Source organism: Pseudomonas sp. RIT409, assembly GCF_003052515.2.
Classification (GTDB): Bacteria; Pseudomonadota; Gammaproteobacteria; order Pseudomonadales; family Pseudomonadaceae; genus Aquipseudomonas.
This window is the reverse complement of record NZ_QARE02000033.1, coordinates 1-14,832: the sequence shown is the minus strand read 5'-3', so window position 1 is coordinate 14,832 and position 14,832 is coordinate 1. Positions and strand designations below refer to the sequence as shown.

At 55.5% G+C, this 14,832-nt stretch carries 11 protein-coding genes and 4 tRNA genes; all 15 read right to left on the bottom strand.

Annotated features, from left to right (window positions below):
* Positions 1-11 precede the first annotated feature (11 nt).
* Positions 12-383 carry a 30S ribosomal protein S12 gene (gene rpsL, locus DBP26_RS25500; protein ID WP_003186084.1) on the bottom strand — a complete coding sequence of 124 codons (372 nt, stop codon included), beginning with the start codon at positions 381-383 and terminating at the stop codon, positions 12-14.
* Positions 384-580: 197 nt separating this feature from the next.
* The gene (gene rpoC / locus DBP26_RS25495) at positions 581-4,780 is read right to left on the bottom strand and encodes a DNA-directed RNA polymerase subunit beta' (RefSeq protein ID WP_108240412.1); all 4,200 of its coding nucleotides are present in this window, start codon (positions 4,778-4,780) and stop codon (positions 581-583) included.
* 62 nt (positions 4,781-4,842) lie between these two features.
* Complete coding sequence (rpoB, locus tag DBP26_RS25490) at positions 4,843-8,916, bottom strand: DNA-directed RNA polymerase subunit beta (RefSeq protein WP_108240413.1); 4,074 nt, start codon at positions 8,914-8,916, stop codon at positions 4,843-4,845.
* A 218-nt stretch (positions 8,917-9,134) separates the two neighbouring features.
* The gene (gene rplL, locus DBP26_RS25485) at positions 9,135-9,500 is read right to left on the bottom strand and encodes a 50S ribosomal protein L7/L12 (protein ID WP_108240414.1); all 366 of its coding nucleotides are present in this window, start codon (positions 9,498-9,500) and stop codon (positions 9,135-9,137) included.
* A gap of 80 nt (positions 9,501-9,580) precedes the next feature.
* Positions 9,581-10,081, bottom strand: coding sequence for a 50S ribosomal protein L10 (rplJ, locus tag DBP26_RS25480; RefSeq protein WP_108240415.1), 501 nt, complete (start codon positions 10,079-10,081; stop codon positions 9,581-9,583).
* Positions 10,082-10,278: 197 nt separating this feature from the next.
* Complete coding sequence (rplA, locus tag DBP26_RS25475; protein ID WP_108240416.1) at positions 10,279-10,974, bottom strand: 50S ribosomal protein L1; 696 nt, start codon at positions 10,972-10,974, stop codon at positions 10,279-10,281.
* The gene (rplK, locus tag DBP26_RS25470) at positions 10,974-11,405 is read right to left on the bottom strand and encodes a 50S ribosomal protein L11 (RefSeq protein WP_108240417.1); all 432 of its coding nucleotides are present in this window, start codon (positions 11,403-11,405) and stop codon (positions 10,974-10,976) included. The genes rplA and rplK overlap by 1 nt, the downstream gene beginning before the upstream one ends.
* 119 nt (positions 11,406-11,524) lie before the next feature.
* On the bottom strand, positions 11,525-12,058 hold the full coding sequence (gene nusG / locus DBP26_RS25465; RefSeq protein ID WP_108240418.1) for a transcription termination/antitermination protein NusG: 534 nt from the start codon (positions 12,056-12,058) through the stop codon (positions 11,525-11,527).
* Between the two features lie 9 nt (positions 12,059-12,067).
* Positions 12,068-12,436: a preprotein translocase subunit SecE gene (secE, locus tag DBP26_RS25460; protein ID WP_108240419.1), complete on the bottom strand. Its 369-nt coding sequence runs from the start codon at positions 12,434-12,436 to the stop codon at positions 12,068-12,070.
* A 45-nt stretch (positions 12,437-12,481) separates the two neighbouring features.
* Positions 12,482-12,557: transfer RNA gene (locus DBP26_RS25455), tRNA-Trp, on the bottom strand.
* Positions 12,558-12,738: 181 nt separating this feature from the next.
* A tRNA-Thr gene (locus DBP26_RS25450) sits at positions 12,739-12,814 on the bottom strand.
* A 26-nt stretch (positions 12,815-12,840) separates the two neighbouring features.
* Positions 12,841-12,914, bottom strand: a tRNA-Gly gene (locus tag DBP26_RS25445).
* Between the two features lie 27 nt (positions 12,915-12,941).
* Positions 12,942-13,026, bottom strand: a tRNA-Tyr gene (locus DBP26_RS25440).
* A 141-nt stretch (positions 13,027-13,167) separates the two neighbouring features.
* Positions 13,168-13,608, bottom strand: coding sequence for a hypothetical protein (locus DBP26_RS25435; protein WP_108240420.1), 441 nt, complete (start codon positions 13,606-13,608; stop codon positions 13,168-13,170).
* 20 nt (positions 13,609-13,628) lie between these two features.
* Positions 13,629-14,582, bottom strand: coding sequence for a bifunctional biotin--[acetyl-CoA-carboxylase] ligase/biotin operon repressor BirA (gene birA, locus DBP26_RS25430; protein ID WP_108240421.1), 954 nt, complete (start codon positions 14,580-14,582; stop codon positions 13,629-13,631).
* Positions 14,583-14,832: the final 250 nt, after the last annotated feature.

Below are 14,832 nucleotides of genomic sequence, written 5' to 3'. Positions count from 1 at the left end.
AAACGACCGAATTACTTCGGACGCTTGGTACCGTACTTGGAACGACCCTGGTTCCGGCCTTTAACGCCCGATGTATCCAGAGAACCGCGAACGGTGTGGTAACGAACACCTGGCAAGTCCTTTACACGGCCGCCGCGAATCAGGACGACGCTGTGCTCTTGCAGGTTGTGGCCTTCACCACCGATGTACGAGGAAACCTCGAAACCGTTGGTCAGACGCACGCGGCACACTTTACGCAGTGCCGAGTTAGGTTTTTTCGGCGTGGTGGTGTACACACGGGTGCACACGCCACGACGTTGCGGGCAGTTCTGCAGCGCAGGAACGTCGGATTTCTCGACGATACGCTTGCGCGGCTGACGTACCAGCTGGTTGATAGTTGCCATCTACTAGCTCCACTGTTGTCTTGCGACGCTATTGTCTTGCAAGAAAAGCAAAATGGCAGGACGAAGTCCCGCCAGATTTTGGGGTACAAGAGTCTAAAGAGGATCCTGCCCCCAGTCAAGGCAGCGCCCCAACCTCCCTATCCTCTTGAATACCAGGTGAACTGGTCTCCAAGCGGATAATGGTTGAGGCACTACGCTCAATTGCTGCTTGAATTCAGCGCCTCAGTCAGCGCTGCTTCCACTTCACTCGCGCTAACGCGCAGTGGTTTCTCAGCATCACGGCGACGCTTACGCTCGCTGTGATAGGCCAACCCGGTACCCGCAGGAATCAGACGACCTACGACCACGTTCTCTTTCAATCCACGCAGGTAGTCGCGCTTGCCAGTTACCGCCGCTTCGGTCAGAACGCGAGTGGTTTCTTGGAAAGAAGCCGCCGAGATGAACGATTCGGTCGACAGCGAAGCCTTGGTGATACCGAGCAGTACACGAGTGAACTTCGCAACGAACTTCTCTTCCTGTACGAGGCGCTCGTTCTCTACCAGAACATGCGTCAGCTCCATCTGGTCACCCTTGATGAAGCTCGAGTCGCCCGACTCACTGATCTCGACCTTGCGCAGCATCTGACGAAGAATCGTCTCGATGTGCTTATCGTTGATTTTTACGCCCTGCAGACGGTAAACGTCCTGAATCTCATTGACGATGTACTTCGCCAGCGCGCTGACACCCAGCAGACGCAGGATGTCATGCGGATCGCTAGGACCGTCCGAAATAACCTCACCGCGGTTGACCTGCTCGCCTTCGAACACGTTCAGATGACGCCACTTTGGAATCAGCTCTTCGTACGGATCGCTGCCGTCGTTCGGCGTGATGACCAAGCGACGCTTGCCCTTGGTTTCTTTACCGAATGCGATCGTACCGCTGACCTCAGCAAGGATCGACGCCTCTTTCGGACGACGAGCTTCGAACAAGTCAGCAACGCGCGGCAGACCACCGGTGATGTCACGGGTTTTCGACGTTTCTTGCGGAATACGGGCCAGAACATCACCCACACCCACTTGCGCGCCGTCCGCGATACCAACCAAGGCGTTCGCTGGCAGGAAGTATTGAGCCGGTACATCAGTACCAGGCAGCAACAGATCCTTCCCGTCCGCACCCACCATCTTCACCGCTGGGCGAATGTCTTTGCCCGCTGCCGGACGATCTTTAGGGTCAAGTACCTCAATGTTGGTCAGACCGGTCAGTTCGTCAGTTTGACGCTTGATCGTAATACCTTCTTCCATGCCGACATAGGTCACAGTACCTTTCAGCTCGGTCACGATCGGGTGAGTATGCGGGTCCCACTTGGCCACAATGGCACCAGCGTCAACCTTGTCGCCTTCCTTCACCGAAATGACCGCACCATACGGCAACTTGTAGCGCTCACGCTCACGACCAAACTCGTCAGCGATCGCCAACTCACCGGAACGAGAGACAGCGACGAGGTTACCGTCAGCACGCTCGACGTGTTTCAGGTTGTGCAAGCGCACCACACCGCCGTTCTTGACCTGAACGCTGTCCGCTGCGGAAGTACGGCTGGCCGCACCACCGATGTGGAACGTACGCATGGTCAGCTGTGTACCCGGCTCGCCGATCGATTGGGCCGCGATGACACCGACGGCTTCACCAATGTTGACTTGGTGACCGCGGGCCAGGTCGCGACCGTAGCACTTGGCGCAGATACCGTAGCGGGTTTCACAACTGATCGGCGAACGCACCACAACTTCGTCGATACTGTTGAGCTCGATAAACTCGACCCACTTCTCGTCGACCAGTGTACCGGCAGGAACGATAACGTCCTCGGTACCCGGCTTGAACACGTCACGCGCAATCACACGACCCAGCACACGCTCACCCAGTGGCTCTACAACGTCGCCACCTTCAATGTGCGGCGTCATCAGCAGGCCTTGCTCGGTTCCGCAATCGACCTCGGTCACGACCAAGTCTTGCGCCACGTCTACCAGACGACGAGTCAGGTAACCGGAGTTCGCAGTTTTCAACGCGGTGTCCGCAAGACCTTTACGCGCACCGTGGGTCGAGATGAAGTACTGGAGTACGCTCAAACCTTCGCGGAAGTTCGCCGTAATCGGGGTCTCGATGATCGAACCGTCCGGCTTGGCCATCAGGCCACGCATACCAGCCAACTGACGAATCTGTGCCGCAGAACCACGCGCACCGGAGTCGGCCATCATGTACATCGAGTTGAACGATTCCTGATCCACGGTCTCACCGTGACGGTCAACGACCTTCTCTTTCGAGAGGTTGGCCATCATTGCCTTGGATACTTCGTCGTTCGCCTTGGACCAGAGGTCGATGACCTTGTTGTACTTCTCGCCCTGAGTGACCAGGCCGGAGGCATACTGGCTCTCGATCTCTTTAACTTCTTCGGTTGCAGTGTCGATGATGCGAGCTTTTTCATCGGGGATAACGAAGTCGTTAACGCCAATGGAGACACCCGAAATCGTCGAGTACGCGAAGCCGGTGTACATCAACTGGTCAGCGAAGATTACAGTCTCCTTCAGACCAACCACGCGATAGCACTGGTTGATCAGCTTGGAGATCGCCTTCTTCTTCATCGGCTGGTTGACCACGTCATACGACAGCCCTGGCGGTACTACCTGGAACAGCAGCGCACGGCCAACGGTAGTGTCGACGATGCGGGTGTTCTTGACGCTGCCGCCGTCACGGTCGTTCACGGTTTCGTGAATACGAACCTTGATTTTCGCGTGCAGAGCCGCTTCACCGGCCCGGAAGACCCGATCGACTTCTTGCAGATCCGCAAATACACGGCCCTCGCCCTTGGCGTTGATCGCTTCACGGGTCATGTAGTACAGGCCCAGTACAACGTCCTGCGATGGAACGATGATCGGCTCGCCGTTCGCTGGAGACAGAATGTTGTTGGTCGACATCATCAACGCACGCGCCTCGAGCTGGGCTTCCAGCGTCAGCGGTACGTGAACAGCCATCTGGTCACCGTCGAAGTCGGCGTTGTATGCCGCACATACCAACGGGTGCAGTTGGATTGCCTTACCTTCGATCAGAACCGGCTCAAACGCCTGAATACCCAGACGGTGAAGGGTCGGAGCACGGTTGAGCAGCACGGGGTGTTCGCGAATCACTTCAGCGAGAACGTCCCAGACCTCTGGCAACTCGCGCTCGACCATCTTCTTGGCAGCCTTGATGGTGGTCGCCAGACCACGCATTTCCAGCTTTCCGAAGATGAACGGCTTGAACAGCTCAAGCGCCATTTTCTTCGGCAGACCACACTGGTGCAGACGCAGGGTCGGACCGACGGTAATTACCGAACGGCCCGAGTAGTCAACACGCTTACCGAGCAAGTTCTGACGGAAACGACCTTGTTTACCCTTGATCATGTCAGCCAAGGATTTCAAAGGACGCTTGTTGGAACCGGTGATGGCGCGACCGCGACGACCGTTATCGAGCAGCGCATCCACAGCTTCCTGCAGCATGCGTTTCTCGTTGCGCACGATGATGTCCGGAGCGGACAGATCCAGCAGGCGCTTCAAACGGTTGTTACGGTTGATCACGCGACGATACAGATCGTTGAGATCAGAAGTCGCGAAGCGACCGCCATCCAGCGGGACCAGTGGACGCAGATCTGGCGGCAGAACCGGCAGAACGGTCAACACCATCCACTCAGGCAGGTTGCCGGAGCCCTGGAAGGCTTCCATCAATTTCAGACGCTTGGACAGCTTCTTGATCTTGGTTTCAGAGTTGGTTTGCGGAATTTCTTCACGCAGGCGGCCAATCTCGTGCTCCAGATCGATAGCGTGCAGCAGCTCACGGACAGCTTCAGCCCCCATGCGGGCGTCGAAGTCGTCACCAAACTCTTCGAGAGCTTCGAAGTACTGCTCGTCGTTCAACAGCTGACCTTTTTCAAGGGTCGTCATGCCTGGATCGATAACGACGTAGCTCTCGAAGTAGAGAACGCGTTCGATATCACGCAGGGTCATGTCCATCAGCAAGCCGATACGGGACGGCAGGGACTTCAGGAACCAAATGTGCGCAACTGGCGAAGCCAATTCGATGTGAGCCATACGCTCGCGACGGACTTTAGCCAGTGCAACTTCAACGCCGCACTTCTCACAGATGACACCGCGATGCTTCAAGCGCTTGTACTTGCCGCACAGGCACTCGTAATCTTTGACGGGGCCGAAAATCTTGGCGCAGAACAGGCCGTCACGCTCAGGTTTGAACGTACGGTAGTTGATGGTTTCCGGCTTTTTAACTTCACCGAACGACCACGAACGGATCATCTCAGGCGAGGCCAATCCAATACGGATGGCGTCGAACTCTTCGACTTGACCCTGGTTTTTCAGCAAATTCAGTAGGTCTTTCAAGGCCTTTCCTCCTGGCGGAGCAGAGAGTGGTCATTCCGACCCACTCTCGATCGCGTCACGTGTTATTCGGTTTCCAGATCGATATCGATACCGAGCGAACGGATTTCTTTGATCAACACGTTGAAGGACTCGGGCATGCCCGGCTCCATACGGTGATCGCCGTCCACGATGTTTTTGTACATCTTGGTACGACCGTTCACATCGTCCGACTTCACTGTGAGCATTTCTTGCAGGGTGTAAGCAGCGCCGTAGGCTTCCAGCGCCCAGACCTCCATTTCCCCGAAACGCTGACCACCGAACTGCGCCTTACCGCCCAGCGGCTGCTGGGTGACCAGGCTGTAAGAACCAGTGGAACGCGCGTGCATCTTGTCGTCCACCAAGTGGTTCAGCTTCAGCATGTACATATAGCCGACGGTGACCGGACGCTCGAACTTGTTGCCGGTGCGGCCGTCGAACAACTGCATCTGGCCGCTGTCTGGCATGTCCGCCAAGCGCAACATCGCCTTGATCTCGCGCTCTTTCGCACCGTCGAAAACTGGTGTCGCCATCGGCACACCACCACGCAGGTTCTTCGCCAGATCCAAGATCTCTTGATCAGAAAGGTCATCCAGATTCTCTTGGCGACCACCAATCTCGTTGTAGATCTCGCTCAGGAACTTGCGCAACTCAACGACCTTGCGCTGCTCTTCGAGCATGCGGTTGATCTTCTCGCCCAACCCTTTGGCCGCGAGGCCAAGGTGAGTTTCGAGAATCTGACCGACGTTCATACGCGAAGGTACACCCAACGGGTTGAGTACGATATCCACAGGCGTGCCGTTGGCATCATGCGGCATGTCTTCAACTGGCATGATCACGGAAACCACACCCTTGTTACCGTGGCGTCCAGCCATTTTGTCGCCCGGCTGGATGCGACGACGAATGGCCAGATAAACCTTGACGATTTTCAGGACGCCTGGCGCCAGATCATCACCTTGCTGCAGCTTGCGCTTCTTGTCTTCGAACTTGTCGTCCAACAGGCGGCGACGATCAACGATGTAGGCCTGAGCCTTCTCAAGTTGTTCGTTCAGTGCGTCTTCGACCATGCGCAGTTTGAACCACTGACCGTGTTCGAGGCTGTCCAAGAGCTCGCTGGTAATCTCCTGGCCTTTTTTCAGGCCAGCACCACCCTCAACCACTTGACCAACCAACGCGCTGCGCAGACGTTCGAAGGTCGCGCCCTCGACGATACGGAACTCTTCGTTCAGATCCTTGCGAATCTCATCCAGTTGGCTCTTCTCGATCGACAGCGCACGCGAGTCACGCTCCACACCATCACGGGTGAAAACCTGAACGTCAATCACAGTACCTTTGGTACCGGTCGGCACACGCAGGGAGGTGTCTTTAACGTCGCTTGCCTTCTCACCAAAGATTGCGCGAAGCAACTTTTCTTCAGGCGTCAGCTGAGTCTCACCTTTCGGAGTGACCTTACCGACCAGAATGTCACCTGGACCGACTTCGGCGCCCACATAAACGATGCCAGCTTCGTCCAGCTTGTTAAGTGCAGCCTCACCGACGTTCGGGATGTCAGCAGTGATCTCTTCCGGGCCAAGCTTGGTGTCACGCGCCACACAGGTCAGTTCCTGAATGTGGATCGTGGTGAAACGATCTTCCTGAACAACGCGCTCAGACAGGCAGATGGAGTCTTCGAAGTTGAAGCCGTTCCACGCCATGAACGCGATGCGCATGTTCTGACCCAGTGCCAGTTCACCCATGTCGGTGGACGGGCCGTCGGCCATGATGTCGCTACGCTGTACGCGATCACCCTTGCTCACCAGCGGACGCTGATTGATACAGGTGTTCTGGTTAGAGCGGGTGTATTTGGTCAAGTTGTAGATGTCTACACCGGCTTCACCTGGTTCGACTTCGTCATCTGCAACACGAACGACGATACGGCTGGCATCGACTGAGTCGATCACACCGCCGCGGCGTGCCACGACGCAAACGCCGGAGTCGCGGGCAACGTTACGCTCCATCCCGGTACCCACGAGCGGCTTGTCGGCGCGCAGAGTCGGAACAGCTTGACGCTGCATGTTCGAACCCATCAATGCGCGGTTGGCGTCGTCGTGCTCGAGGAACGGGATCAGCGACGCGGCAACCGAAACGACCTGCTTCGGCGAGACGTCCATCAACGTGACGTCTTCCGGCGCCTTGACGGTGAATTCGTTCAGGTGACGTACGGCAACCAATTCATCGATCAATTGACCTTTGTCGTTCATTGCTGCCGAAGCCTGCGCGATCACATGGTCGGCTTCTTCAATAGCTGACAGGAACACGATCTCGTCGGTGACCAAACCTTCCTTGACCACTCGGTACGGGCTTTCCAGGAAGCCGTACTGGTTAGTCCGTGCATAGGCAGCCAACGAGTTGATCAGGCCGATGTTCGGGCCTTCCGGTGTTTCGATCGGGCATACGCGACCGTAATGCGTCGGGTGCACGTCACGAACTTCGAAGCCTGCGCGCTCGCGGGTCAGACCACCCGGGCCGAGAGCGGAGACACGACGCTTGTGCGTAATCTCCGACAGCGGGTTGTTCTGGTCCATGAACTGCGACAGTTGGCTGGAGCCGAAGAATTCCTTGACGGCAGCAGCAACTGGCTTGGCGTTGATCAGATCCTGAGGCATCAGGCCTTCACTCTCAGCCATCGACAGGCGCTCTTTGACCGCACGCTCAACGCGAACCAGACCCACGCGGAACTGGTTTTCGGCCATCTCGCCTACGCAACGAACACGACGGTTACCCAAGTGGTCGATATCGTCGACGATGCCTTTACCGTTACGGATATCGACCAAGGTCTTGAGAACCTCAACGATATCTTCTTTGCACAGTACGCCCGAACCTTCGATCTCGGTACGACCGATACGACGGTTGAACTTCATGCGCCCTACAGCCGACAGGTCGTAACGTTCTGGGCTGAAGAACAGGTTGTTGAACAGGGTTTCGGCAGCATCCTTGGTCGGAGGCTCGCCTGGACGCATCATCCGATAGATTTCGACCAGCGCTTCCAGCTGGTTGCCGGTCGAATCGATTTTCAGCGTGTCGGAGATGAACGGACCGCAGTCGATATCGTTGGTGTACAACGTCTCGATACGGACAACCTGGGCTTTGGCAATTTTGGCCAAAAGCTCGGTGTTCAGTTCAGTATTGCACTCGGCAATGATCTCACCAGTGGCCGGATGTACGATTGCCTTGGCAGTCGTACGGCCAAGCACGTAATCCAGTGGAACGTCGAGCGCTTTGATGCCCGCTTTTTCCAACTGGTTGATGTGGCGCGCAGTGATACGGCGACCTTGTTCGACGATGACCTTGCCCTTGTCGTCCTGGATATCCAGTACGGCAACCTCACCACGCAGTCGCTGCGGTACCAACTCCAGGCTGAGGGTCTCTCCCTGAACATGGAAAACGTTGGTGGTGTAGAACGCATCGAGCACTTCTTCAGTGGTGTAGCCCAGCGCACGCAGCAGAACGGACGCCGGCAGCTTGCGACGACGGTCGATACGGACGAATACACAGTCCTTTGGATCGAACTCGAAGTCCAACCAGGAGCCACGGTAAGGAATCACGCGAGCGGAGTACAGCAACTTTCCGGAGCTGTGCGTCTTGCCGCGGTCGTGGTCAAAAAACACGCCCGGGGAACGGTGCAACTGGGAAACGATAACGCGCTCGGTACCGTTAATAACGAAGGTACCGTTTTCAGTCATCAAGGGAATTTCACCCATGTAGACTTCTTGCTCTTTGATGTCCTTGATCGCTTTGTTCGACGACTCTTTGTCGAAAATGATCAAGCGGACTTTTACTCGCAAAGGTACGGCGTATGTCACGCCGCGCAACACGCACTCCTTGACATCAAAAGCCGGTTCGCCCAGACGATAACCGACGTACTCCAAAGCGGCGTTGCCGGAGTAGCTGATGATCGGGAAAACGGATTTGAAGGCCGCATGCAGGCCCACGTCGCGGAACTGATCTTTAGTCGCTCCCGCTTGCAAGAATTCACGATACGAATCCAGCTGGATGGCCAGGAGGTAAGGCACATCCATGACGTCCGGCAACTTGCTAAAGTCCTTGCGGATACGTTTTTTCTCAGTATATGAGTAAGCCATCAGCGTTCCCCAGCTTGGTCACCTGCTTGTTTGGCCTCCCCCGGCGGGAGCGACCAGAAAATCTTGCAAACCCCATGGTTTGCGCCACCTCTCTCGGTGGGTGAAGCGCGCTACGGCGTCGACCTGATCGACTGCCAATAACGGAAAAAGGCCGGTGGCAAAAGCCACCAGCCATCAGCCTTTCGCTCAACGCTTGGGCTGGAGATGCAAGGTCGAAATTACTTGATTTCGACTTTAGCGCCAGCTTCTTCCAGCTTCTTCTTAGCGTCTTCAGCAGCTTCTTTCGAAACGCCTTCAGCGATAACCTGAGGAGCGCCGTCGACTTTCTCTTTGGCTTCTTTCAGGCCCAGACCAGTCAGCTCACGAACAGCCTTGATCACGTTGACTTTCTTCTCGCCAGCTTCGGCCAGAACAACGTTGAACTCAGTTTGCTCTTCAACCACAGCGGCGGCAGCAGCTGGACCAGCAGCAGCTACAGCAGCGGTCACGCCGAAGGTTTCTTCCATCGCTTTGATCAGCTCGACAACTTCCAGAACGGTTTTCTGGCCGATTGCTTCGATGATTTGCTCGTTAGTCAGAGACATGACTATATATCCTGTATTGGGGGTGACGGCCTACGCGACCATCAAATTAAACATATGATTTCGAAAGCGCTTGTGTCGCCTTAGGCGGCAGAAGCTTCTTTCTGGTCGCGAATAGCTGCCAGAGTACGAGCCAGCTTGCTGGTTGCGCCTTGGATCACGCTCATCAGCTTCGCAATAGCTTCGTCGCGAGTTGGCAGGGTAGCCAACACATCGATCTGATTGGCGGCAAGGAACTTGCCATCAAACGCAGCTGCCTTGATCTCGAACTTGTCCTGACCTTTCGCAAATTCCTTGAACAGACGGGCAGCAGCGCCAGGATGTTCGTTGGAGAAAGCGATCAAGGTAGGGCCGGTGAAGGCGTCGTTGAGAACACTGAATTCAGTGTCAGCAACAGCACGCTTGAGCAGAGTGTTACGCACCACACGTACGTAAACGCCAGCTTCACGAGCCTCTTTACGGAGTCCAGTCATCGCGCCTACTGTCACGCCACGGGCATCAGCCACGACAGCGGACAGAGCGACTTTGGCAGCCTCGTTGACTTCAGCGACGATGGCCTTCTTGTCTTCGAGTTTAATTGCCACGGGTTTAACTCCTGCTTGTTACCGTTTCATCTGGCCTAGGCCGGATGTCGTTTTGGTGTCTGATTCGGTAAGGAACCGGGAGCACCATCTGCGTAGGCTTGTGGTTTAAGACTTTCGCCGCCTACGGTCTTGGATAGCCCCCGCCAGGCAGGGACCCCAATCTTTTGTCGACGCAACCGTAGTCACGTCGGCTTGTCTTACGCGTTCAGCGAGCTCTGATCGATGACCAGGCCTGGGCCCATGGTGGTGCTCAGGGTAACGCGCTTGACGTAGATACCTTTCGAAGAAGCTGGCTTGATGCGCTTCAGATCAGCGATCAGTGCTTCGACGTTCTCGCGCAGCTTGTCAGCCTCAAAGCCAACTTTGCCAACGGAGGTGTGGATAATGCCGTTTTTGTCAGTGCGGTAACGAACCTGACCAGCCTTTGCGTTCTTCACCGCGCCGGCAACGTCTGGCGTCACAGTCCCGACTTTCGGGTTAGGCATCAGGCCACGTGGACCCAGAACCTGACCCAGCTGACCTACAACACGCATCGCGTCCGGAGAAGCGATAACAACGTCATAGTTCAGATCGCCACCCTTCATCTCGGCAGCCAGATCGTCCATACCCACGCGATCAGCGCCCGCGGCCAAAGCGGCTTCAGCGGCTGGACCTTGGGTGAAAACAGCTACGCGAACAGTCTTACCAGTGCCATGCGGCAGCACGGTAGCGCTACGAACGACCTGGTCGGATTTACGTGGGTCAACGCCCAGATTCACAGCGACGTCGAAGGACTCGCTGAATTTTACGGTCGACAATTCAGCCAGCAGCACAGCCGCGTCGTTGAAGCTGTAAGATTTGCCCGCTTCAACTTTCGAAGCGATAGCTTTCTGGCGCTTGGTCAGCTTAGCCATTACACACCCTCCACGTTGAGGCCCATGCTACGTGCGGAACCGGCGATGGTACGCACGGCCGCATCCATGTCAGCTGCAGTCAGATCCGCTTTTTTGGTCTTGGCGATTTCTTCCAGCTGAGCACGGGTAACAGTGCCAACCTTGACGGTGTTAGGACGAGCAGAACCACTGGTCAGGCCAGCAGCTTTTTTCAGCAGGACCGACGCAGGGGTACTTTTGGTTTCAAAAGTGAAGCTACGATCGCTATAAACAGTGATGATCACTGGAGTCGGCAGGCCTGGCTCCATACCTTGGGTACGGGCGTTGAAAGCCTTACAGAATTCCATGATGTTCACGCCGTGCTGACCCAGAGCAGGACCGACGGGCGGGCTCGGGTTAGCCTGAGCGGCTTTCACTTGAAGCTTGATATAAGCGGTAATTTTCTTGGCCATGAGGCACTCCAATTACGGGTTCAAACGCCTCGAAAGGCTCCCCGGCTACTTGCGCGTTTATCCCAGTGACGACAAAACCCCACAGCCTTCGACTGTGGGGTATGGGATTCCCAGCCCAGTCAGACCTTCTCGACCTGACTGAACTCAAGCTCTACCGGAGTAGAGCGACCGAAAATAAGCACGGCAACCTGAATCCGGCTCTTTTCGTAGTTAACCTCTTCAACGGTGCCGTTAAAGTCAGCAAACGGCCCATCAGTAACTCGAACAACCTCGCCAGGCTCGAACAGAGTCTTCGGCTTCGGCTTATCGCTACCATCTGCTACACGACGCAGAATGGCTTCGGCCTCTTTATCAGTAATGGGCGCCGGCTTGTCAGCGGTACCCCCGATGAAGCCCATAACACGCGGGGTATCCTTGACCAGGTGCCAAGTACCCTCATTCATTTCCATCTGAACCAGCACATAGCCAGGGAAGAACTTACGCTCACTTTTGCGCTTTTGACCATTCCGCATCTCTACCACTTCTTCGGTAGGAACCAGAATCTCGCCAAAGCCATCTTCCATGCCTGCAAGCTTTACACGCTCAATCAAGGAGCGCATGACATGCTTCTCGTAACCCGAGTATGCATGCACGACGTACCAACGCTTAGCCACGGGACACCCTTAGCCGACAATCAGGGAAACAAGCCAGCCGAGCAGGGAATCAAGCCCCCACAACAGCAGCGCCATAACCAGAACCACAGCAACCACGATCAGGGTAGTCTGGGTGGTCTCTTGACGAGTAGGCCATACGACCTTGCGAATCTCTGCGCGAGCTTCCTTGGCCAACACGAAGAAAGCCTTGCCCTTGCCCGTCTGCAGCGCCACGTAAGCCGCTACGGCGGCAATGACAAGCAGGGCAAGCACGCGATACAGGATTGGCTGCGCCGAGTAGTATTGATTTCCGACAACGCCCACTACGACCAGAAGCACTACAACAAGCCACTTCACAAAATCTAAACGGGAGTCTGGGGCTTCAGCCTTTGGATTCATCTACTAAAATCCTGTGAAAAGAAAGCCAGATACGTGATGCGAATCTGGCAGGTCAGGAGGGAATCGAACCCCCAACCTACGGTTTTGGAGACCGTCGCTCTGCCAATTGAGCTACTGACCTAAAAGCTACATCAGGCCGACCATTATGCGGACCCGACAGGAAGATTTCAACAGCCTTTTAACCAAGCTCCAAAGCTTGATCAAACGCCGCAAGGAATCGCCTTGACCAGACCCGAAGCCAAAATCCGGACCAATCACGACACCTAAAACAAAGGCAGATACTTGCATATCTGCCTTAGTCATGGAGCTCTTGAGCGGATTTGAACCGCTGACCTCACCCTTACCAAGGGTGTGCTCTACCAACTGAGCTACAAGAGCGAAACACTTTGCACAACCAGAAAACTTGGAGCGGGTAGCGGGAATCGAACCCGCATCATCAGCTTGGAAGGCTGAGGTTCTACCACTAAACTATACCCGCAGAGCTTGCTGCTTACGCTCAAAATTATGGTGGAGGGGGAAGGATTCGAACCTTCGAAGTCGTAGACGTCAGATTTACAGTCTGATCCCTTTGGCCGCTCGGGAACCCCTCCTAAGCGAGGCGACATATTAACCTATGACGCCCTTCTGTCAACCTTTTTCTCAATAAAATCTTGAGGTTACGAAAGTTAACGCTTGCTTTGCCCGTGCCGGGCGTTGCCTTGCACTGCGAAGCGGGCGCCATTCTATGCAAACTACTCAGCAGTTGCAATGCTTTGGCATGACATAATTTTACTTTTTATCTGAGGGAAGTCCTGGCGCAGTCTCGATACAACCGCATCATCCACAAGGCGTCGACTTTCGGGCGCAATTTTGACCCAGTAGGATGCAGTCGATGCTTCATCTGCATGATCTAACGCTTGAGCCTGGATATCCAAACTGACTAGGCGCTGCTCGATCATTTGTGCCACTGCCCTCGAAATATCACCACCCAAATAAATACACTGCGACCCTGCCTCTGCTGATTCGTTGACTGACGAGGCATCAGCGCCCTCGCTCAGCAGTCGGATGTTTTGCCGCGCCCCCTTGAAGAGCGAAAGCGACGCAACCTCTTTGGGCCTCAACGGAGCCTCTTGCTGGTGCCATACGTAATAAAAGACATTGAGCATCAACAACAGCAAGAACACCCACCGCATAGCAACCTCATGACATCCGTTTAGTTGCGCAATCTTAGACTCAGCTCACCGCCGCTGAACGTTCGAACCTCGCCCTCAACCTCCAGACGGAGTGCACCCACCGCATCTACCCCTACTACCATCCCATCCACCGCGGTCGATCCAGCCAGGAGCGTGACCGGGCAGCCCTGCCAAAGATGATGACGCTCCCATTCGTCTTTGAAGGCCGCAAACCCCGACCTGCCGTGGACCTCGAGGTATGGATTCAACACAGAGCTCAGTCGACTGGAGACCTCGTTCCGATCTATATCAATCCCCGTTTCAAGCCTCATAGATGTCCAGGCCTGGTCAACTTCTTGGGCAGTGCGCATGTTCACATTGATGCCTATACCAATGACGACATGGCACACATCGGCGGGATCGCCAGTCAATTCTAACAAGATACCCGCGAGCTTCTTACCGCCTGCGAGTATGTCGTTAGGCCACTTAAGCCCTGCGCGCTCGACGCCCATCTCGCGCAATGTATTAACGACCGCAAGCCCAACCAGCAGACTGAGCCCTTCCAGCTGACGCATGCCACCGTCGATCCGCAGGGCGAGGCTGTAATAGAGATTCTCTGCGTAAGGACTGATCCACTTGCGGCCGCGCCGCCCTCTACCAGCCGTTTGCTGCTCCGATAATACAAGCGCAGGCAGCGGCGCACCTGCGGCTACCAGACGCATGGCTTCGGCATTCGTTGAATCGATGACATCATGCACGTGTACGGTCCAACCCCATCCTCTGTGGGCTGCACTCAACCGCTGGAGATCCAATACGTGCAGAGGACTGGCGAGGCGATAACCTCGGCCCCGCACCTTATGAATCTCAAGACCCGTTTCGTCTTGCAATTGTTGCAGCCTCTTCCAGACAGCACTGCGACTGACACCCAAGGTTCGTCCCAGATCTTCGCCTGAATGAAACTCTCCATCACTCAGAAGCCTTAACAACCGTTGCATCAGCGAACCGCCCTTAAATGAGGGACGCATCATAGCCATGGCGTGTGCTATTGCAAAGCATTGACCTGGGAGGGACGGGAAAGGAGATAGACGCTGGTGGACAACGGACAGCTTCACACCACCGGGCGAACAACGAGTATCCATCAGACCGCACAGCCACCAAGTGACGCGTTTTTCAGATCCGAAAAAGACAAAACCCCGTCTGCTTTCGCAAACGGGGTTCTGCAATTGAATCTTGACGATGACCTAC

Coding starts and splice junctions, on each gene's coding strand:
- secE (WP_108240419.1), bottom strand. CDS start 12,436: ATGAATCCAAAGGCTGAAGCCCCAGACTCCCGTTTAGATTTTGTGAAG.
- birA (WP_108240421.1), bottom strand. CDS start 14,582: ATGCAACGGTTGTTAAGGCTTCTGAGTGATGGAGAGTTTCATTCAGGC.
- rplK (WP_108240417.1), bottom strand. CDS start 11,405: ATGGCCAAGAAAATTACCGCTTATATCAAGCTTCAAGTGAAAGCCGCT.
- rplL (WP_108240414.1), bottom strand. CDS start 9,500: ATGTCTCTGACTAACGAGCAAATCATCGAAGCAATCGGCCAGAAAACC.
- rplA (WP_108240416.1), bottom strand. CDS start 10,974: ATGGCTAAGCTGACCAAGCGCCAGAAAGCTATCGCTTCGAAAGTTGAA.
- rpoB (WP_108240413.1), bottom strand. CDS start 8,916: ATGGCTTACTCATATACTGAGAAAAAACGTATCCGCAAGGACTTTAGC.
- DBP26_RS25435 (WP_108240420.1), bottom strand. CDS start 13,608: ATGCGGTGGGTGTTCTTGCTGTTGTTGATGCTCAATGTCTTTTATTAC.
- rpsL (WP_003186084.1), bottom strand. CDS start 383: ATGGCAACTATCAACCAGCTGGTACGTCAGCCGCGCAAGCGTATCGTC.